The following is a 21,473-nucleotide window of genomic DNA, read 5'->3' as shown; positions in this document are numbered from 1 at the left end:
GCGCTTTGTGCAGGGGTTGAACTCTAGTAAAGCCATACTTATAATGCCGCACCCCGTTTTATTGGGGTTATTCTTTCTATCACTTTTCCCTAGCCATTTGCACCAATCACAACTTTGTGATTAATCGCCTTTTGGGACAGGGAAATGAATATTAATTTGGAGTTTATTTTCATGGCAACGATCAACCAGTTGGTTCGTAAGCCGAGAAAACGTAAGGCAGTTGCTAGCGATGTACGTGCGCTCGAAGCATGCCCACAAAGACGTGGCGTTTGTACTCGTGTTTACACTACTACCCCGAAAAAACCAAACTCTGCATTGCGTAAAGTTTGTCGTGTTCGCTTAACCAATGGCTACGAAGTAACTTCGTACATCGGTGGTGAAGGTCACAACTTGCAAGAGCATAGTGTTGTTTTGATTCGCGGCGGTCGTGTTAAAGACTTGCCTGGTGTCCGCTACCACACCGTTCGTGGTGCGTTGGATACCTCTGGTGTGAATGACCGTAAACAAGGTCGTTCCAAGTACGGTACTAAGCGTCCTAAGTAAGACCTTAAATCGCAGTGCTAGCTGCGAAGATCGTATTAACGTTTTCGGTAGAACCGAGTAAGGCTAAGCGCGCTCATAAGATGTCAGCGTAAGTGAGCAAAATGTGAGAGCGTTGTCTTAGAAACCCCTGAAGAGAGGCGATTTACAATGCCAAGAAGACGCGTTGTCGCTAAACGTGAAATTTTGCCAGATCCTAAGTTTGGTAACACCACGTTAGCGAAATTCATGAACATCGTAATGGTCAGCGGTAAAAAATCTGTTGCTGAGCGTATCGTTTACGGTGCTCTTGAAATTGTTGAAGAAAAATTGAAAAAAGATCCTATTGAGATCTTTGATGAAGCGCTTGAAAACGTAGCGCCAATGGTTGAGGTTAAGTCTCGCCGTGTTGGTGGTGCGACTTACCAAGTACCTGTTGAAGTTCGTCCAGCTCGTCGTACTGCTTTGGCAATGCGCTGGTTGGTAGAGTACTCACGTGCTCGTGGTGAGAAGTCGATGGCTCAGCGTTTAGCGGGTGAGCTTATTGATGCATCACAAAGCAAAGGTGCGGCTGTTAAGAAGCGCGAAGACGTACATCGTATGGCAGAAGCCAACAAAGCATTCTCTCACTACCGCTTCTAATGGTAGTCAGGTTCGCTTGATTTGGACGTCTCAAAAGGCAGCACTATCGCTGCCTTTTGTACGTTTTGAAACTCATGCTTTTACAAAAATAACTGTTTGGAGTAATCGCTGTGGCACGCAAAACACCCATCTCACGTTATCGTAATATCGGAATTTGTGCGCACGTAGATGCGGGTAAAACTACCACCACCGAGCGTGTGCTCTTTTACACCGGTTTATCACATAAAATCGGTGAGGTTCATGATGGCGCTGCCACTATGGATTGGATGGAACAAGAACAAGAGCGCGGTATTACCATTACCTCCGCTGCCACCACCTGTTTTTGGTCGGGTATGCAGCAACAATTTGATCAGCATCGTGTCAATATCATTGATACTCCTGGGCACGTTGACTTTACTATTGAGGTAGAGCGTTCATTACGTGTGCTTGATGGTGCGGTCGTTGTGCTATGCGGCTCATCGGGAGTTCAACCTCAGACTGAGACTGTTTGGCGCCAAGCAAATAAATATGAAGTACCACGTCTTGTTTTTGTTAACAAAATGGACCGTGCAGGAGCGGATTTTGAGCGCGTTGTTGAGCAGCTCGGGTCTCGTTTGGGGGCTAATGCAGTTCCTTTACAGATGACCATCGGTGCTGAAGATGAGTTCAAAGGCGTGGTTGACCTGATCAAGATGAAGGCCATCCTGTGGAATGAGCAGGATATGGGTATGACCTTCGAATACGGAGACATTCCTGAAGATCTTCAAGATCAGTGCGAAGAGATGCGAGAATTTTTGGTGGAAGCTGCAGCAGAAGCCAATGAAGACTTGATGAATGAATACCTTGAAAGTGGTGAGCTTTCAGAAGAAGCCATTAAAGCGGGTATTCGTGAGCGTACTTTGGCAAATGAAATTGTCCCGGTTATTGGTGGATCTGCCTTTAAGAATAAGGGTGTTCAAGCCATGCTGGACGCGGTCATCGAGTATTTACCTTCGCCAACAGAAGTGAAGGCGATTGAAGGTACATTGGACGATGGCGAAACAGTTGCTACACGTGTGGCTGATGATAATGCGCCTTTCTCTGCGTTGGCATTCAAAATTGCGACAGACCCTTTTGTTGGAACGCTGACCTTCTTCCGAGTGTACTCAGGTAAGTTAGAAAGCGGCACGGCCGTTTATAACTCCGTGAAGTCTAAAAAAGAGCGTGTGGGCCGAATGGTTCAGATGCACTCGAACTCTCGTGAAGAAATTAAAGTGGTTTTGGCGGGCGACATCGCAGCGGCCATTGGCTTGAAAGATGTCACGACCGGTGACACCTTGTGCGATGAGCAAGGCAAGATTGTTTTAGAGCGTATGGAGTTTCCTGAGCCCGTTATTTCGGTGGCAGTTGAGCCGAGATCAAAAGCAGATCAGGAAAAAATGGGCATAGCGTTAGGCAAGTTAGCTCAAGAAGACCCTTCTTTCCGTGTTAAAACCGATGAAGAGACCGGCCAGACCATTATTTCCGGCATGGGCGAGCTTCATTTGGATATCATTGTTGACCGTATGCGTCGTGAGTTTTCGGTAGAAGCCAATATTGGTAAACCCCAAGTTGCTTACCGTGAGCGCATTACCAAAGCGTGTGAAATTGAAGGCAAGTTCGTTCGCCAATCTGGTGGTCGAGGTCAATTCGGTCATGTTTGGGTACGTTTCGAACCAGCCGAAGATGATAATGCGGAAGGTTTAGAATTTGTGAATGAAATCGTTGGGGGTACAGTTCCTAAGGAATACATTCCAGCGGTGGAGAAAGGTATCGCAGAGCAAATGCAAAACGGTATCGTTGCTGGATTTCCATTGTTGGGTTTAAAAGCCACGTTATACGATGGTTCTTACCACGATGTAGACTCCAGTGAAATGGCGTTTAAAATTGCCGCATCGATGGCGACTAAATCACTGAAACAGCAAGGTGGAGCGGTATTGCTCGAACCACTGATGAAAGTAGAGGTGGTGACCCCAGAAGAAAATATGGGGGATGTTGTCGGTGATTTGAATCGTCGTCGTGGCATGATTCAGGGGATGGAAGAAAGCGTTTCTGGAAAAGTTGTAAACGCAGAGGTTCCCCTTGCCGAAATGTTCGGTTACGCCACGGATTTACGTTCTGCTACTCAGGGCAGAGCGACTTTTACCATGGAGTTTGAGCGCTATTCAGAAGCCCCGAAAAATGTGGCTGATGAAATTATTGCAAAGAACACCATTGGTTATTAATTTCCCGAGAATTGGCTGGGTTTGTTGCCCGGTTTATTTAATTACACAGTTGCTGAAAATAGAGGAAAAATACAGTGGCTAAGGAAACTTTTGAACGTAGTAAACCCCACGTAAACGTGGGCACCATTGGTCACGTTGACCACGGTAAAACCACTTTGACTGCCGCATTGACTCGCGTTTGTGCAGAAGTGTTCGGCGGTGAAGCTGTTGCTTTCGATGGTATCGACAATGCGCCAGAAGAGCGTGAGCGCGGTATTACCATTGCGACCTCTCACGTTGAGTACGATTCTACTATTCGTCACTACGCGCACGTTGACTGCCCAGGGCACGCCGACTACGTGAAAAACATGATTACTGGTGCTGCTCAGATGGACGGCGCTATTTTGGTGTGTGGTGCGACTGACGGCCCTATGCCTCAGACTCGTGAGCACATCTTGTTGTCTCGTCAGGTAGGTGTACCTTACATCGTTGTTTTCTTGAACAAAGCTGATTTGTTGGCGGAAGACTGTGGTGGTGTTGATTCTGAAGAATACGCCGAAATGCTTGAGTTGGTTGAAATGGAAATCCGTGAGTTGCTAGACACTTACGAATTCCCAGGTGACGACACGCCAATCATCGCTGGTTCTGCGTTAATGGCGTTGAATGGTGAAGATGACAACGAGTTGGGCACTAGCGCGGTTAAGAAATTAGTTGAAGCGTTAGATTCTTACATTCCTGAACCAGAGCGTGCAATCGACGGTGCCTTCATTATGCCGATCGAAGACGTATTCTCAATTCAAGGTCGTGGTACGGTTGTTACCGGTCGTGTTGAGCGCGGTATCATCAAAGTAGGCGAAGAAATTGAAATCGTTGGTATCAAAGAAACCACCAAAACCACCTGTACTGGTGTGGAGATGTTCCGCAAACTGCTTGACGAAGGTCGTGCAGGTGAGAACGTTGGTGTGCTTTTGCGTGGTACTAAGCGTGACGAAGTTGAACGTGGGCAAGTATTGTCTGCTCCTGGCTCAATCACTCCGCACACTAAGTTTGAAGGTGAAGTGTACGTATTATCTAAAGATGAAGGTGGTCGTCATACCCCATTCTTCAAAGGCTACCGTCCACAGTTCTACTTCCGTACTACCGATGTAACCGGTGCTTGTGAGTTGCCAGAAGGCGTTGAAATGGTCATGCCAGGTGACAACATTCAAATGACCGTTACCTTGATCTGCCCAATTGCGATGGACGAAGGTTTACGCTTCGCGATTCGTGAAGGTGGTCGTACCGTTGGTGCTGGTGTTGTTGCCAAGATCATCGAATAATTAAGACGTGTTTCGCCTTAATTGAAAAAGCCTCTTTTTAGAGGCTTTTTTTATATGGAATGTTTATTAATGAAAGTTTTTCTTTTAGGGTTTTTGAGCTTTTTGTCATTTTTCTCAGTGTCCTCATACTCCGCAGAAGGATGTCCTGGAAAAGTAAGTCGGTTATATGCGGAGAGTAATGGTGATTTGTATTTTGCTTTAGAGCCTAATGGCCGGTGTACTTGTAACTTCACAGATTCATTTGGTAAAGGTTTTTATCTGCCTGCTCAGCAAGAAAATCACCAAGAAGCGTATTCTATGTTAATGGCCGCTTTAATCAGTGATAGAGATGTAAGTGTATGGTTTGATTGGAAAAGTGGGACTGCTAATGAAACTCGATGTATTGCTCATAACGTGAGTATGTGGAAATAGAGTTATTTTCCCCGAATCTATTAATAAAAAGCCCAGTGAGGATTCCTCACTGGGCTTTTTGGTAGAGTTTAAAGCCTAATTACTTTTTGGCTTCTTTCTTTTCTTTCTCTTTGGCAATTACGTCTTCAGCCACATTTTGTGGGCATGGTAAGTAGTGAGAGAATTCCATAGAGAATTGCCCACGACCTGAGGTAATGGTACGCAAGTGACCAATGTAGCCGAACATTTCTGATAGTGGCACGTCAGCTTTGATGCGCACGCCAGTAGTACCAGGCTCTTGATCTTTGATCATTCCACGGCGGCGGTTAAGGTCACCAATAACGTCACCGACATTATCGTCCGGAGTGAAAACGTCAACTTTCATGATAGGCTCAATCAGTTGTGGGCCGGCTTTAGGCATAGATTGACGGAAGGCGCCTTTTGCTGCGATTTCAAACGCTACCGCAGAAGAGTCAACCGCATGGTAAGAACCATCGAAAAGCTCGACTTGTACGTCTAACACTGGGAAGCCTGCCATTGGGCCTTCTTCCATCATGCCAGCAAAGCCTTTCTCGATCGCAGGGAAGTATTCCTTCGGTACGTTACCACCCACAACGCTAGATTCGAATTGGAAGCCGGAACCTGGCTCACCTGGCTTGATGCGGTAATCGATCTTACCGAATTGACCAGAACCACCCGATTGCTTCTTATGAGTGTAAGAATCTTCGATGGCCTGAGTGATGGTTTCGCGGTAAGCAACTTGAGGCTGTCCCACTTCCAGCTCAACACCATAGGTACGCTTCAGGATGTCCACCTTGATATCTAAGTGAAGTTCACCCATACCTTTTAGGATGGTTTCGCCGGAATCTTCGTCAGTCTCAACAACGAAAGATGGGTCTTCTGCAACCATCTTACCGATAGCGATACCCATTTTCTCAACTGAACCTTTGTCTTTCGGCTTCACTGCAATCGAAATTACAGGCTCAGGGAAGATCATTGGCTCAAGAGTACATGGGTTGTTTGGATCACAAAGGGTATGACCGGTTTGAACGTTTTTCATACCCACAACAGCGATGATGTCACCCGCTTGTGCACGGCTCAGTTCAGTACGCTCGTCAGCGTGCATTTCCACCATACGTCCGATACGCTCGGTTTTGCCGGTGTAAGAGTTCAGCACGGTCATGCCCTTCTCTAGGACACCCGAGTAAATACGGATAAAGGTCAATGCACCGAAACGGTCGTCCATAATTTTGAATGCTAAGGCACGCAGAGGCTCTTCCGCAGACACGGTGGCCACTTCACCCGTTGGTTCGCCAGTTTCTTCGTCGGTCAATGGTTGTGGATCCACTTCGGTTGGTGCTGGTAAGTAATCAATAACCGCATCCAATACCAATTGGATACCTTTGTTTTTGAATGCAGAACCACAGTAAGTCGGGAAGAACGCCAACTCGCGAGTACCTTTACGGATACAGCGTTTGATGTCTTCCTCTGAAGGCTCTTCACCTTCCATGTACGCCATCATCAGGTCGTCGTCTTGTTCAACGGCGGTTTCGATCAATTGCTCACGGTATTCAGCGGCTTTTTCTTTTAGCTCGTCTGGAATATCAACGACTTCATAGTTTTCTGGAAGGCCTGAGTCATCCCAGATGTAGGCTTTTTGGCTGAGTACATCAACCACGCCTTTGAAGTCATCTTCAATACCGATTGGCAAAGTCATTACCAATGGGTTTGCGCCAAGTACTTTTTTCACTTGCTCTACAACGCGGTAGAAGTCGGCACCCATACGGTCCAATTTGTTGACGAAAATAACCCGAGCAACTTCGGATTCATTCGCATAACGCCAGTTGGTTTCAGATTGCGGTTCTACACCACCTGAACCACAGAACACACCAACGCCACCATCAAGTACTTTTAGCGAGCGATATACTTCAACAGTGAAGTCAACGTGCCCAGGGGTGTCGATGATGTTTAAGCGGTGATCTTTCCAGAAACAAGTTGTCGCAGCGGACTGGATGGTAATACCACGCTCTGCCTCTTGCTCCATGAAGTCTGTCGTTGCAGCACCATCATGCACTTCACCTGTTTTGTGGATTTTTCCGGTGAGTTTCAGAATACGCTCGGTAGAGGTGGTTTTTCCCGCGTCTACGTGAGCGAAAATACCAATATTTCTGTATAAAGATAGATCTGTCATGGGGTTACTCATTGTCATGCGCAAACTTGCGCGCTGTTTGGCGGAAAGACGCAAGACTTAGAGAATGCGATACCACGCATGGGTCCTCAGCAATCTTCCCACGTTTCATGAAAGTTAGCCTTCGCAGGGCATTAATCTGAGCGGCACTATCGGCTGCCTGCGCGTATTCTACTGTTTTTTATACCCGTCAATAAATGGCGAATTTCGGTTTGAAACACTCTTTTGTGCAAAAACAGTGGATTAACGAATTTTCAGACGAGAAAAGGAAGGGGTTTGATCAATTAATCAGCATATTCGTTATGTTAGCGATCAGTATGTATAAGTAATTGATATCAGTAGAGTGTTCTCTGTGTAGTTCCGTGCTTCATCAGGGCTATTGCGTTGCTCATTTTGGAATCGAGCGCGTGCATTGATGTTCCTCGAAAGGGTGCGGTTGTATTCAAAATTGACGGCAGTTGAATCAAAAGCTTGGTTTATGGAATCAATAGAGGGGTTTTGTAAGGACAAATCAGTATAGGTGATACCGAAAGATAGGCTATCTAACGTGGACAGCTCATAGGAAACGTCGGAGCTGAGAATGATTTGCTCGATATCCTCACTGGTGCGCACGTTGTATTCTTGTTCTGTATACGTCAAAGATGTTCTGAGTGTACAAAGATTGCAAATGGAGGTGTTAACGGTAACGCTGGTATTCCAGAGCTTATATTGGTCAATGAACTGTATATTGCCATTTGAGCCTTGCGAGAGGTTGTCGGCAATGTCGCCGATCATTTGGTTGCCTAATGATGTATCGGTTATAGAAAAGGAAGAGTCGGCAGTTACTGAGGTTTGGCCATTGCGATAGCCGAGTGTGATTCTTCCTAAAGGCGAGTTAAAGGTCTCCCCGCTGGGGTCTTCATAGGCGTTGAAGCCGGCTGTAAATGAATAATCGATTCTTCTTAGTGTGGCAATGTAGGAAAGTGTATAGCGCTGGTAACCAAAGTCGCTTTCTAGAGCATCGTAATCAATGTCCTGATCTTGTAATGATAAAACAATCTGATCGACTTCGGATAAAGATCTGCGCCAACTAAGCCCGAGACCGGATCTTGAGCTATCAAAACCATTTCCTCCGCTGGCCTGTTGATCAAAGCGTGTTTCTGAGTAGGTACCGAAGACAGATAGTGTATCAGCTTGGGTGCTGAGAATATTGACGACAGGAGACAAAGAAATAGTATCACGTGCTAAGAAATTATCTTGAAGAGAGAGCTCTTCAGGATTGCTCAATAAGCGGTCTCGTTCGTGCCTAGCATCAAACTCAATGATTCGTGTGGCGTTTTCCAAGTGAAGCTGTGTTTCACCTAAGTATTCTGTACGATTCGTTTGAGCTCTTGGGCTATCTGTATCAAAGTTATAGCGAGTTGCCTGGTAATCTGCCTGAAGGTCTATCCAGCTGCGATTTTCTTCGTAACCTAGCCCAATAATCAGCTGATCTTCTCTTTGATCAAACTCATCGTCATTAGTTTTGTTGGCGTTATCGCTGAACTGTGTTTGTAGGGTACCAAATGCGCTGAAATCTGCATGAGATGTTGCAGGTAGAAGCACAATTGCTAGAAGCAAGCTGACTATCTTGATGCCGCTAGTTCCGGTTAGTGCATTAAAGCGCCTCGCTCGACTTTTTAGATACGATGACTTTTTTATGACTGTGCTGGTTTGCTTGCGTCTAGTGTTCACTAAAAATTACACCGGCTACTTTATCGCGACCAATTAAATCTACTGCAGAGTTAATGCTGTCGGCTGTGGCTTTTTTGGGGGGAACGACAAGGATCGCTAAATCAACAATATCTGCCAGGATTGATGCTTCCGAATAATGAAGTGCAGGGGGAGTGTTGATAAAAATGAATACGTGAGGCAATGAATACTTGATTTCGTTAAAGATTCCGCCCAGTCGTGGATTATTAAAAAATTCAGCCGCTGTATCAGTGTGCGCCCCTGTTGGGATGATTTTAAGGTGTTCTACGCCAGAGGGGTAAGTTGCATCGGCTAATGAGATATTTGTGTTCTGTAAGTGGTCAGTTAAGCCTACTTCGAATTGGCGAATGGCTAGATCTTGACGATCTTCCGTGTATGGGTTGCAGTCAACGTAAATGGAAGACTTGCTGGTATCCATTGCGAAACTGGTTGCAAGGTTAAAAGCAACATCAGATTCATGATGGCTTTTGGGACCTACACTACTAACTAAGACAATGGAACTTGAGCCTCCAGATTGACGAAGCAGTTTTGTCCTGATTTCTCGGTAAGCGTTTAACACATCAAGATTCTCCATTCCTTGGTAAATAACTTTTTTGTCTGCCATTTGTATTGGAGACCAAAGTCGCTTTTTTTCTTCCTTGGTGAGTAGCATGTCACCGGCAATGAATCGATTTACCAGGTCATGGCTGTTCGGATCTTGCTGTGAGGTACCAGTGGCGGCACGCTTTTGAGAAATAATTTGTTTAAGTTTATCCACGCACCACTCCTATTGTCCTGCGAGTAATAGACTTGCTAAATAACCATAGCAACCCAGAGACAGTAAAATAATGATCAAAATCAGCTTATTTGAGAAGGCTGAAAAACCAGGTGCTGAAGCTTCCTCATAGGCCGGTACGGAGCCTAATATATCGATGCCTTCTGGTAGATGATTTCTTAAACTGTACGAGGTGCGGATACGTGGGTCTAAGAATACAAAAATAAAGCATAAACCGAGTGGTGCTAATGCGCCTAAAACTGGGGCCGCGATCACAAAATGCATAGCTTGTAATCCCGTCGGTTGAGTGGGGTAAGTTGGTGCCTCTCTTACCCGGTAGCTCATTCCTTGCCCTTCTTTGTCTATTGTCATAGACAAAGAAGCATTTTCTCTGCGTTGCAGTAGTTCTTCGTAAATTTGTTTGGTTTTGTCGTAGTCACGAGTTAGCTCGGCGAGTTTTGCTTGATCCTGTGTAATTTTTTCAGCGCGTTCATTTTCTTTTTTGAGTAATGCTTCTATAGCGGTGCGTCGTCGCTTTAAGCTTTTATTTTCGATTTCTATATCCGACAGTGTTCCACGCAGTTCATCGAAAAGGGTGATTTCATCTGAGGAGATATCGCTAGGAAGCTCAGGGTAAAGGTCTCTTAGGTAATCAATCTCATACTGTACAGCTGCTAATTGGCTCTTAGCCGAAACCACATCCGGGTAATCGTCTTGAAACGACAACTGAAGAGTCTGAAGATTATTTTGTATTTCGACTTTTTGTGTATTGAGTGTTGCAAGTTTACTGCGAGCTTCCTGAAAAACGCTTTCATTGACTAACTGAGAGCGAATGGAGGCAGCTTTTGCTTCGTTTTCTTCAACACTGATTTCGAGACTTTCGAGCTCAATGCGCAGCTCTGAAATTCGATTTTGGACACCAAGCTCAGTGCCTACCATATTATTGATTTTATAGTCGGAAAGCTTTGTTTCGGCTTCTTCTAATTGGATTTTATACTTATTAACCTGGGTGCTGATAAAATCGAAGGCATTTTTGCTTTCGTCTTGCTTTTGTTTCGATGCGTCTTCATTGAACACTTCGAGTACTTTGGTCAGAGTGTCGTAGGACTTTTCCGGTGAATCGGATGTAACGGTTAAACGAAGTAGGTTGTCATCGACAATTTTGTGCTCTAGCGCAGCGCCGATTCTATTTTTTGCAATATCCATTTCGCGGTCTGATGACTCATCGTTGATTAGGCCTATTTCTTCAGCGGCTCTAATGAGTATGCGCGGGGAATAAAGTGTTTCTATCACAATGCTAACAGGCGGGACTTCCGTCATCGCCACGCGCCCTGGGAGGAGCGGCTCTATGATGTTTTTTCGATCTGCCTGAATAAGGGCTGTTGTCGTATAGGTCTGAGGCCAAACGCTACCTAAAAAGCACAATACAAAGGTAACTGCTATAAAAATAGCAGTTCCTGCATACTTGTAGTTGCTTAGCTCTTCAAATGCTGATTTCAGCAATTCCAATAAGTATCTTATATCCATGATATACCACGATTAAAATTAGAATAGTCGCTCTGGTACTGATAGAACATCGGATGGTTGTAATTCGTAATTTCCCTCTAGTTTACCCTTATTGAGCAAGTCATCTAGATTAATGTTGTAAGTGGCAACACCTTGAGCACCTTTTCTATACAATTTTGCGTTTGATAGCGAGGCAAACTCGTTGGGTCCATTCGCCAATAAAATGAGATCAAGTACGGTCATCCCTTCGCGGAACGCTATCGATATGGGGGTTTCTACCGCACCGGTAACTCGAACACGCCGCTGGAAGTCTAAGCTACTGGGGTTGGTGACCATCACAGTAACTTGAGGATTTTTTAAGTATTGATTGAGTTTCTTGGTGATCATCTCAGCCAAAGCTGTAGGGGTTTCGCCTGCCGCTTTAATATCCCCAGCCAGAGGGACAGAAATGTTGCCGTCAGGTCTTACAGGAATATCGATAGATAATTCATCGTTACGCCAAACATTGATGCTAAGGTCATCTCCCACTCCGATTTTGTATTGAGCGACAGGTGGTGCGGGAGTGAATTCTGGTGCAGAGACTTGTGTATTTGTGGAGCATGCAACTACCGTAAGTAAGCTTAAGAGGCAGGCTCCGTAAGTAAAAATTTTGCTTGTTAATTGAGACGGTTTGTTTTGCATCCATGAGCTCCCGTTGGCCGAAATGATACGCTTGTTTGTGTTGATGTTAAAAATCGGAACTGTGTGGCGCCAAGAGTGTGGCCTCATCCTACTACAGAAGATATAACGAACCGGTCGCCGAATAAGTTTAATCTGTAGTTGGGCGTCGCTCCAGTTCAATATTGACGGAGCTTTTGCAGAGCACACCATAAATTACCGAATGTTTACAAAGTCTAGCGTCAAACAAATTGATCTAAAAGCAAAGCTTTATAAAAGTGATAAATAATTTGTGTTAAATTCGGACAATTGTTGACAAGGTTTGAGAATTGTCGAGGATGCCTATCTTTTATTTCATTCAGTAACTCCATTAAGGAGCCTTTGGAGGCATTGTGCATAAAGTCGGGGTGTGTATCGTCAATTACAGGACGGCGGAGTTGGTAAAGGAATGTTTACAGGGTCTATTTGCCATTAAAGGTGAGGCCAGTGAGCTTAAGGTCGCTGTCGTTGACAACGATTCAGGAGATGGTTCTTTTGATGCCTTACAACAATTTGTTGAGCAACAAGGCTGGGAGGGTTGGGTTGATATTGTAGATGGAGAGAAGAATGGAGGGTTTTCCTATGGTAATAATCTTGCCATAAAAACACTTGAGAGTTCTTCGACGCCAGATTTTTTCTGGTTGGTTAATCCAGATACTCGGCCGAGGGAAGGAAGCTTAAAAGCGTTGATTACTTTGTTGGACAATACATCTGAAGCGGGCATTGCGGGCAGTCGACTCGAAGATGATGATGGCACTCAACAAATATCGGCTTTCAATTTCCCGCGCCCATTTGGTGACTTTGTTAATACTTTGGGGCTAGGCGTGCTACGCCGAACGTTTCCGTCCTATGTTGTGGCGCAAAAGTTGCACTCAGGTGAGGCTGAAAGTGTGGATTGGGTGGCTGGTGCTTCCATGCTAATTAAGCGGGAAGTGGTGGACGCGATTGGATTGATGGATGAAGACTACTTTTTGTATTTCGAAGAAGTGGATTATTGCATTACAGCGAAGCGAGCAGGGTTTAAAACGTTTGTTGTACCTGAAAGCCGCGTTGTTCATTATGTTGGTGCCTCTACAGGTATTTCTGATACTCGCAAGAAAGCCAAACGAAGACCAACTTATTGGTTTGAATCGAGAAAGCGCTTCTTTTTTAAGAATTACGGCTTTTTGTCGCTTTTTTTTGCAGACGTATGTTGGATGGTGGCCTACCCCTTGAAGCGAATTAAGATGGCATTAACACGCAAAGAGTGCCTTGATCCCCCTTATTTTCTTCGTGATTTCTTTATGAATTCGATCTTTGTGCGAGGCGCGAATATTGGGTCTAGGGAACAATAAGAAAAAAGGAATCAGGTACTGTTATGCAAAATTCTACATCAGAAGTCATTGAGCCTCATTTTGCATTTTATGATGGTAATAATATGGGGCTGTGGTCAATCCTTTGTGAAGATTGGCATTCTCATGGTAAAGATTGGACGCGTCCAGGTTTTAGAGCCGTTGCCATCCATCGTTTTGGGGTATGGAGGATGACTGTTCGCTCTAAATGGTTGAGAGCACCGCTCAGTGTTGTTTATCGATTTTTATTTCGTCGGGTGCGCAATGGGTATGGTATCGAATTGCCCTACTCGGTCAAATTGGGGCGTCGAGTCATTATTGAGCATCAAGGTGCGATTGTGGTGCATGGTGATGCGGAGATTGGCCACGATTGTATCTTGCGGCAGGGCGTAACTCTAGGCAATCGGCGGCTAACGCACCCTCGAGAAGCCCCAAAGTTGGGAGTGGGGGTTAATGTTGGTGCGGGTGCTAAGCTCATGGGAATGGTTAATATTGGAGACCAAGTAAATATTGGTGCCAATGCCGTTGTGGTGAGTGATTTACCCAGCCATTCGACTGCAGTCGGCATACCAGCAAAAGTCATTTCTACACATCCAGAGACATCAGCGTAAATGATGGTTTTTGTGAAGGTTGGCTTGGGTACTGAGTCAGAAATCCTGCGGTAGGTTTTCACAGATTAAATATCTTAACGTTTTAAAAGATGTAGAATTTAATCCTATTTGTCATAATCGGCTATTGTGAAGCTGAATAGCTGGTTGGGTAAAGAAGAAGTCGACACCGTTTGTGTCGTTAGTATCGCCGGGTTTTCCTAAGCCAATAAGCAAGTCTGGGATTGACAATAATATGCAAGAGAATACAAGTCGGGTTGGGGTGGTTGTTATCGGGCGTAATGAGGGTGAGCGTTTGAAACGTTGCTTGCTGTCTTTGTCCAATGCTGAGTTGACAATCGTTTACGTTGATTCCAATTCTACCGATGATAGCGTAGCCATGGCGCAAAGCTTAGGCGTTGAGGTGGTGTCGCTAGATATGTCCATCCCCTTTAGTGCTGCGCGTGCGAGAAATGAAGGCTTTGCAAAGCTGATTTCATTATTGCCTGATTTAGACTACGTGCAATTTGTCGACGGTGATTGTGAGGTCTGTGAGGGCTGGATAGATACTGCTACGAAGAAATTGGATGAATCTCCTCGAATAGCGGCTGTATGCGGTCGTCGCCAAGAGCGTTACCCAGAGGCGTCCATGTATAACGCGTGGTGTGATCTTGAATGGGATACGCCCGTTGGCACAGCAAAGTCAACGGGTGGGGATTTTTTATGTCGTACGAAAGCCTTCTCTGATGCGGGCGGATTTAACCCGAGTGTTGTTGCGGGTGAGGAGCCCGAGTTGTGTTATCGAATAAGACAACTCGGGTGGGAAGTACAACGCTTGAATCACCTAATGACCCTTCATGATGCCAATATGACGACATTTAATCAGTGGTGGCGTCGAACAGAACGCTGTGGCCATGCATATGCTCAAGGTGCTTTTTTACATGGGGGTGAACCCGAGCGGTTCAACGTCAAACGTTGTTTGAGCACTTTAGTATGGGGGGCAATACTCCCGGTGTTTATCGTGTTTTCCAGCCTGGTTATTAGTATTTTCTTTAGCGTATTGTCGCTGTTATACATTCTGCTCTTTTTTAAAGTATTTCGTTCTGAACGTCAGCGCAGAGTGGGTTATGGAATAAGCCTTATCCGTTCATACAGCGCTTCGATTGTTGTTGGGAAAGTACCAGAAGCTTTGGGTGGGCTCCGATTTTTTTGGCGAAAGTTGACGAAAAAAGAAATGACCATTCTCGAATACAAAGGCGCCTCGCCGACAGGCTCATAGCGGGCGGTAGTAAGGATCACACAATACAGGGTTTATAAAGTAGGACAACGTTATGTCAGAGAGAAGTTATGTAATTATTTCCCCATGCCGTGATGAAGAAGAGTTTATGAAACAAACTCTTGATACGGTGGTTGGGCAGTCTGAATTACCTGCGTTGTGGGTGATTGTGGATGATGGTTCTACCGATGCAAGCCCTCAGATTATGGATGAATATGCCGCCAAATACGATTTTATTCAAATTGTGCGTCGTGAGAATCGTGGATTCAGAAGCGTTGGCCCTGGTGTCGTTGATACTTTCTACGCTGGCTTTAAAGCGATCGAGCCTGATAAATATCAGTATATCTGTAAGCTCGATCTCGATTTAGAATTGCCTGAGCGTTACTTCGAAACGCTCATGAATAAAATGGAAGAGAATCCCCGCATTGGGACGTGCAGCGGCAAGCCCTACAATCGGATTAATGGGAAATACATTAGCGAACGTCGTGGAGATGAAATGTCCGTTGGCATGACGAAATTTTATCGGATGTCTTGTTTTAAACAAATCGGCGGGTTGGTTCGTGAAGTCATGTGGGATGCTATTGATAGCCACCGATGTCGTCAATTGGGCTGGATCGCTTGCAGTTGGGATGAGCCGGAGTTGCGTTTCACTCATTTGCGGATCATGGGCTCAAGTCAGCACGGTGTGATTACCGGAAGAATGCGTCATGGTTTTGGTCAATTCTACATGGGGACGGGGCCTCTTTATATGCTGGCGTCTTCAATATTCAGAATGCTGGAAACACCTTATGTTATTGGTGGTGCGGCAATGTATTGGGGTTATATCAAGAGCTTTTTCAATGGTTCCCAGCGAATGGAAGATAAAGAATTGAGAAAGTTTATTCGGCGTTATCAATGGCAATGTTTATTGCAAGGTAAGAAAAGTACGACAAAGAAGTGGGATGCGAAATTGCGAACACACTGGGATTTAAAACGCTTACCGTTACCCATGCCGGTTGATCAATAGTTGGTGATTGCAAGGATAGCCCATGAAGAACTCAAAATTGAAAATCGGTTATTTGGCTCCTGAAATTCCAGGGCCTTCTTCTACGTTTGTTTATACTGAAATCTTCGGCTTGCAGCGCCTTGGCTACGATGTCCAATCTTATTCGGTACACCCTGTCCCGGAGCCGAAAGATCATTCACTCACGCCTTTATATAAAAGTACCCAAGTGTTGTATGGTGCATCACCTTTGTCGTATTTGGCGGCAGATGCGACCTCTCTTGTTACCGCGCCAGTGGGCTATTTGAAAGCGTCTGTTCTGTGTTTGAAGGATGCTATAAAAAATGTTGCAAAGCCTAGGATTGCACTAGGTCTGGTGGCCCGTTTTATGGTGGCGAGTCGACTGGCTTGTCAACTTAAAAAAGACAGAGTCGATCACTTGCACATTCATTTTGCCCACATTTCAGCGGATATTGGAATGTATGCGGCGACCATGTGTGGTATTCCTTTTAGCATTACTGCCCATGCTAACGATATTTTTGACAACAGTTGGTTGTTAAATGAAAAAGTATCAAGAAGCGCATTCTTTGCCACTATCTCCCAGTTTAATCGTGTGTATCTAACGCAACGAGGTGCTGATGAGGAAAAAATTAAGATTATTCGGTGCGGTATCGATCCAAGCAAATTTATTTCTCGTGAGAAACAGCCTGTTAATTCGACTTTTTTAATGGGTTTTTTAGGCAGGCTGGTAGAGAAAAAGGGGGCGGCAATTTTGTTGGCAGCGTGCAAACAGTTGTCGGATCAGGGTGTCGACTTTCGTTTAGAAATTGTCGGAGGGGGGCCGTTGCAGGACGAACTTCAGGCATTCGTGGCGAATAATAATTTGAGCGACAAGGTGAGCTTCCTCGGAGCTATGAGCCATAGTGAAGTATCCTCATGGCTTAACGGGTTAAATAGCTTTGTATTGCCGTGCGTGAAAGATCGCCGAGGTGATATGGATGGCATACCGGTAGCATTAATGGAAGCGATGTTGATGGGGGTGCCGGTTATTTCGACGGATATATCCGGTTTGCCGGAATTAGTGATGGATCAACAAACTGGGTTTGTTGCGAAAACGGAATCGGCAGCATCGTTGGCGAAAACCATTGAAAGAATGATGGCAACAGATGAAATAGGAATAACGAAGATTGTGTCATCGGCTATTGAATTGGTATGTCAAGAATTTGAACAAGCGGCAAATGTAGAAAAATTATTGCATCTGATTATAGAAAATAATGACCTACCGGGAGTAAAGCAACATGTCTGATTCCAGTGGTGTCTCATCTCGGGTCGAAGCGGGCTTTTTATCGTTCGATAGTATGTCATTGCTTGAAGCTTCTAGTGCTGTTCGGTCTTTAAGTAATACAGATGGGTTTTCGTATGTTGTTACTCCCAATATCGACCACATGGCTCGATTGGTGGAAAAAAACAATAGTGAACTAAGAGCGATTTACAGTAATGCCGACCTGATTCTTTGTGACAGTCGTATTTTGCAAAAAATCATTAAGTTTGCTCGTGGTGCTGATTGCCAAGTGGTCACAGGTAGCGATTTGACGGCGCATTTATTTTCTCGTGAGCTCAATGGTAATGACTCTGTCATGATTATTGGTGGTGAAGAGCCCCTGATTAATGATTTGCGTCGGTTGTACCCAGAACTTCAAATTACTCATCATAATCCCTCTATGGGCTTCATTCGAAAGCCTCAAGAAGTGGCTGAACTGGTTTCGAAAATTGAATCTGTCAATCCTGCATTTCTATTTTTGGCCGTCGGCTCTCCCCAACAGGAAGTGTTGTCTAATGCATTGAAGAAGGCGAAATTGAATGGCGTGGGCTTATGTATTGGCGCTTCTATTTTATTTCTAGTGGGGGAAGAAAGAAGAGCGCCAGAATGGATGCGGTCTCTAAGCCTTGAATGGCTGTTTCGTATGTCTCAAGATCCGAAACGACTGGTGAAACGCTATTTGAATAACTTTTCAAGCCTTTATTCAATATGGAAGTCGGTAAGCAGTAAAAATGCCAATCTTAAAAACCAAAGTGTTTGAAAATTGATTTTTGAATACTTTTTTCGTCACACAGGTTTAAGTTTCTGTCTCAGTAATCCAACGGTGATGATTTTCTTTTTAGTACAAAATAATGATCAAGTTAACGGTGCGGGAGCGCTTTGGGTGGATTACGTAAATGAGTGTTCAAGTGAGTGCTAGGCCAATTGAGTCTATGTTGGCTTCTAAACGTAAAATGATTAGCGAGGCCTTCTGGGTTGTATTCAGTTTGGGGGGCAAGCAAGGTATCCGTTTATTGGGTAACTTGGTGCTTACTCGACTATTACAGCCAGAGCTTTTTGGCATCATGGTGATTGTCAATGCTTTCATTATTGGCGCCAATATGTTTTCCGATGTGGGTATTCGCAGTGGTGTGATTACCAGTGATCGAGCTGAACAAAAACCTTTTCTAGATACCGCTTGGACATTACAGCTGATTCGAGGGGTAGTGATTTATGGTGTATTGATTGCTATCGCTTACCCAGTAGAGCTTATGTACGATGTGGACGGTATTGCAACCGTATTAATGGTCACTGGCAGTACGACATTGATTGCTTCTTTTGCTTCAGTAAATGTGTTTGTGGAAGAAAAGAAGCTGGCCATGAAGCGTATTGCCATTATTGATTTTGCGTCGCAGGTTTTAGGCTTATTGTGTCTAATTGCCTTGGCTTGGTGGTGGCGGAATATCTGGGCACTGGCCATTGGTTCTTTAGCGGCAATGGTATTTAGAACATGGTTCAGTTATCAATTTATTAGTGGTGCCACCCATGCCCTAGGGTGGGATAAACCTTCGGTGAGTGAAATATTTCGTTATGGAAAATGGATTCTTTTTTCCACGATGGGATTATTTTTGACCATACAGGGAGATCGCTTACTGCTGGGCCATTATATGACGATGGAGACACTGGGCATTTATAGTGTTGCCATCACGTTTGCCATGATGTTCACCGAGCTGGCCGAATCGGTTGCGACGCGCTTTTTGTTTCCTGTGTATCGCCGCATGGTGGAAACCAAAGACGAGTCTGCCATTCATGTTCGTAATTTAAGAGCAATGACGTTGGCAATAGGGTTGCTTGCATGTTTGCCACTGGTGGGTTTTGGAGACTACTTGGTTCGGTTCTTATACGATGAACGGTATCATGCGGCTGGCTGGATGCTACAAATATTGGTGGTTGCGTCTCTTCTAAGAATGTTTGATGCGACACTACGGCCTATTTTATTGGCCAATCGAAATTCATTTTTGTCGATGGTGTATCAGTTTGTTACAGGGGCTAGTTTAATCTTAGCGTTGTACTTTGGGGCTGAGCACTATGGTATGGCTGGTATTATGATTGCCATTATTGTCGCTCCCATTATCAGTCAGTTGGCACTGTTGGTTTTAGTAAGACGGTATGGTTATCGTTGGGCATTGTTTGATATCGCTGCGATGTCCGTTGTGTTGCTTGTGGTATGGGGTATCTGGTCAATTGTACCGAGTGACCCCTTGTCAATGTTGCAAAACGCACAATCTTTTTAGTTAACTTATTATGAGTCGCATCAACTCAGCCTGTCTTGCAGGAATTTATGCTGCTGGAAAGTAAAAGAAAAGTTTTGTATTTACGATTTTTGTTGGTGGCGTATGGGTTATTCGAAAAGTAATGTTAATCATCACGGTATCTCTTTCTTATCAACAGCCTTTGTTCAGCTTGTTATCAGTATCTCTTTGCTTGTGCCACTTCATGTGGCGGCCTCTGTTCCGGTCGGTGTAGGACTCACTAGGCTGGCAGATTTTAGTGGCAGCCAGCCTTTCGTGAACATCATGAAACAATCTCGCCCTTGGATTTATAAACGTCGAGAGAATGGCCGTTGGGTTAATGTTAAAGAGTCTCCTTCATTGAGCGAATTCGGGTATCCAACAATGTTGGGGGATAACGAATTTGTGATGACCCGCTTTTTTTCTAATCTGGATGGCCATTACCGCTCTGGTAAATATCGGTTTACCTATAAAGGTGAGGCAAAGTTTCGCTGGGACGGTGATGCGAAAGTCATTAAAACGAAACCCGGTGAAGTATGGTTAGAGATAGCGGCTCCAAAACAAGGCTTCGGGTTATCCATTTCTCATGTGAAAGTGGGAGCGCCCTTATCGGATATGGATCTGCGTCATGAGACTGAGCTCGATTCTAAAGAAGTATTTACACAACCCTTTATTGAAGGGTTAAGTCCGTTTGAAATCATCCGTTTTATGGATTGGCAACGCACGAATAACTCGTCAGTATCCACGTGGAATCAGCGCACACCAAAGCAATATTATACCCAAGCCCTTCCTAAAGGGGTTGCTTTGGAGTATCAAATTGATTTGGCGAATCAGCTCGATGTATCAGGATGGTTTGTTATTCCTCACTTGGCAGATGATGACTATGTAGAGAAGTTTGCCAAGCTTCTTAACGCCGAGTATCGCTCTTCAAAGCCACTTTTTATTGAATACACGAATGAAGGGTGGAATTCTTTTTTCAAACAGTCGAAGCATCTTTGTGGAATTGGGGCATCAAAAAAACTGAGCAAAAATCCTAAGCAAGCTTGTGCTAGAGCTTATTCAGAGCGTGCTGTAGAAGTGTTGAATTTGGTTAAAAAACACTTAAAGCCTGAAATTAAGCTGGTACGGGTGATTTCTGGGATGGCGGTTTCCCCGACTCGAACCAAAAATATATTGGAATGGAAAGATGCGTTTAAACACGTAGATGCATTTGCTATTGCGCCTTATTTTGGTGGAACGAACCACTGGAAACCAGTGACGAAGCGTGAAGAGCAGTCTTTGAAAAAAAGTATGAATCAGGTGACGGCACAATACCCGTTACCCCATGTGCTTAAAAATACAGCCTCGTTTATACGCAATATCGAAAAAGAGCTGAAAGCTCAAAAAGCCATTACGGATCAATACAAACTGAAGCTCATCACTTATGAAGCCGGACAACACCTTGTGGCCTATGGTGGTGGAAAAAGTGTCGAGGCCACCAATAAAACCTTTCATGCCGCGAATCGTCATCCACAAATGTACGATATTTATCAGGATTATTTGTCTGTTTGGGAAAAGGTCGTGGGGAATGAAATCGTGATGTATAACTATGTGGAAAAATCTAATCGGTTTGGTTCGTGGGGGTTAGGTGAATACGATGGTCACTTATGCGATTACCCAAAATATCGAGCTGTTGCTGATTATATCGACCCTATTGCAGGTGTGTGTTCAGGGCAACAGGCGAAATCGCCGAAATAGAACCTCGGGTTAAGGTGTTAAGT

At 44.7% G+C, this 21,473-nt stretch carries 18 protein-coding genes; 13 read left to right on the top strand and 5 right to left on the bottom strand.

Annotated features, from left to right (window positions below; all coding sequences use genetic code 11):
- The first annotated feature begins 171 nt into the window (after positions 1-171).
- From rpsL to LU351_RS12210, 5 genes are all read left to right on the top strand, one after another.
- Complete coding sequence (gene rpsL, locus LU351_RS12230; RefSeq protein ID WP_232594373.1) at positions 172-543, top strand: 30S ribosomal protein S12; 372 nt, start codon at positions 172-174, stop codon at positions 541-543.
- A gap of 147 nt (positions 544-690) precedes the next feature.
- Positions 691-1,161 carry a 30S ribosomal protein S7 gene (gene rpsG / locus LU351_RS12225; protein ID WP_232594359.1) on the top strand — a complete coding sequence of 157 codons (471 nt, stop codon included), beginning with the start codon at positions 691-693 and terminating at the stop codon, positions 1,159-1,161.
- A gap of 110 nt (positions 1,162-1,271) precedes the next feature.
- The gene (fusA, locus tag LU351_RS12220) at positions 1,272-3,383 is read left to right on the top strand and encodes an elongation factor G (RefSeq protein ID WP_232594358.1); all 2,112 of its coding nucleotides are present in this window, start codon (positions 1,272-1,274) and stop codon (positions 3,381-3,383) included.
- A 74-nt stretch (positions 3,384-3,457) separates the two neighbouring features.
- Positions 3,458-4,681 carry an elongation factor Tu gene (tuf, locus tag LU351_RS12215; protein WP_232594357.1) on the top strand — a complete coding sequence of 408 codons (1,224 nt, stop codon included), beginning with the start codon at positions 3,458-3,460 and terminating at the stop codon, positions 4,679-4,681.
- Between the two features lie 69 nt (positions 4,682-4,750).
- Positions 4,751-5,092, top strand: a complete 342-nt coding sequence (locus tag LU351_RS12210) for a hypothetical protein (RefSeq protein ID WP_232594356.1) — start codon at positions 4,751-4,753, stop codon at positions 5,090-5,092.
- A gap of 79 nt (positions 5,093-5,171) precedes the next feature.
- On the opposite strand, the gene fusA (LU351_RS12205) is transcribed toward LU351_RS12210, so the two are convergent.
- The 5 genes from fusA (LU351_RS12205) to LU351_RS12185 form a co-directional block, all read right to left on the bottom strand.
- Positions 5,172-7,262, bottom strand: a complete 2,091-nt coding sequence (gene fusA / locus LU351_RS12205) for an elongation factor G (RefSeq protein ID WP_232594355.1) — start codon at positions 7,260-7,262, stop codon at positions 5,172-5,174.
- A gap of 309 nt (positions 7,263-7,571) precedes the next feature.
- Positions 7,572-8,858: a porin family protein gene (locus tag LU351_RS12200; protein ID WP_232594354.1), complete on the bottom strand. Its 1,287-nt coding sequence runs from the start codon at positions 8,856-8,858 to the stop codon at positions 7,572-7,574.
- Positions 8,859-8,961: 103 nt separating this feature from the next.
- On the bottom strand, positions 8,962-9,747 hold the full coding sequence (locus tag LU351_RS12195; RefSeq protein ID WP_232594353.1) for a tyrosine-protein kinase family protein: 786 nt from the start codon (positions 9,745-9,747) through the stop codon (positions 8,962-8,964).
- Between the two features lie 9 nt (positions 9,748-9,756).
- A complete protein-coding gene (locus tag LU351_RS12190; protein WP_232594352.1) occupies positions 9,757-11,271 on the bottom strand; it encodes a hypothetical protein in 1,515 nt (504 codons plus the stop codon).
- Between the two features lie 18 nt (positions 11,272-11,289).
- Positions 11,290-11,931 carry an XrtA/PEP-CTERM system exopolysaccharide export protein gene (locus LU351_RS12185; protein ID WP_232594351.1) on the bottom strand — a complete coding sequence of 214 codons (642 nt, stop codon included), beginning with the start codon at positions 11,929-11,931 and terminating at the stop codon, positions 11,290-11,292.
- Positions 11,932-12,299: 368 nt separating this feature from the next.
- Here LU351_RS12185 and LU351_RS12180 point away from each other — a divergent pair, with 368 nt between their 5' ends.
- From LU351_RS12180 to LU351_RS12145, 8 genes are all read left to right on the top strand, one after another.
- Entirely contained in the window at positions 12,300-13,280 is a 981-nt protein-coding gene (locus LU351_RS12180; protein WP_232594350.1) for a glycosyltransferase family 2 protein, read from the top strand.
- 23 nt (positions 13,281-13,303) lie between these two features.
- Positions 13,304-13,888 carry a serine O-acetyltransferase gene (locus tag LU351_RS12175; RefSeq protein ID WP_232594349.1) on the top strand — a complete coding sequence of 195 codons (585 nt, stop codon included), beginning with the start codon at positions 13,304-13,306 and terminating at the stop codon, positions 13,886-13,888.
- Between the two features lie 232 nt (positions 13,889-14,120).
- A complete protein-coding gene (locus LU351_RS12170; RefSeq protein WP_232594348.1) occupies positions 14,121-15,143 on the top strand; it encodes a glycosyltransferase family 2 protein in 1,023 nt (340 codons plus the stop codon).
- Between the two features lie 52 nt (positions 15,144-15,195).
- Complete coding sequence (locus LU351_RS12165) at positions 15,196-16,146, top strand: glycosyltransferase family 2 protein (RefSeq protein ID WP_232594347.1); 951 nt, start codon at positions 15,196-15,198, stop codon at positions 16,144-16,146.
- Between the two features lie 22 nt (positions 16,147-16,168).
- The gene (locus tag LU351_RS12160; RefSeq protein ID WP_232594346.1) at positions 16,169-17,428 is read left to right on the top strand and encodes a glycosyltransferase; all 1,260 of its coding nucleotides are present in this window, start codon (positions 16,169-16,171) and stop codon (positions 17,426-17,428) included.
- Entirely contained in the window at positions 17,421-18,203 is a 783-nt protein-coding gene (locus LU351_RS12155; protein ID WP_232594345.1) for a WecB/TagA/CpsF family glycosyltransferase, read from the top strand. The genes LU351_RS12160 and LU351_RS12155 overlap by 8 nt, the downstream gene beginning before the upstream one ends.
- A gap of 136 nt (positions 18,204-18,339) precedes the next feature.
- Complete coding sequence (locus LU351_RS12150; RefSeq protein ID WP_232594344.1) at positions 18,340-19,716, top strand: oligosaccharide flippase family protein; 1,377 nt, start codon at positions 18,340-18,342, stop codon at positions 19,714-19,716.
- Positions 19,717-19,818: 102 nt separating this feature from the next.
- On the top strand, positions 19,819-21,450 hold the full coding sequence (locus LU351_RS12145) for a hypothetical protein (RefSeq protein ID WP_232594343.1): 1,632 nt from the start codon (positions 19,819-19,821) through the stop codon (positions 21,448-21,450).
- Positions 21,451-21,473: the final 23 nt, after the last annotated feature.

The sequence above is a fragment of the Marinibactrum halimedae genome, from assembly GCF_021234875.1.
GTDB lineage: Bacteria > Pseudomonadota > Gammaproteobacteria > Pseudomonadales > Cellvibrionaceae > Marinibactrum > Marinibactrum halimedae.
This window is presented reverse-complemented; position numbering and strand designations above follow the sequence as displayed.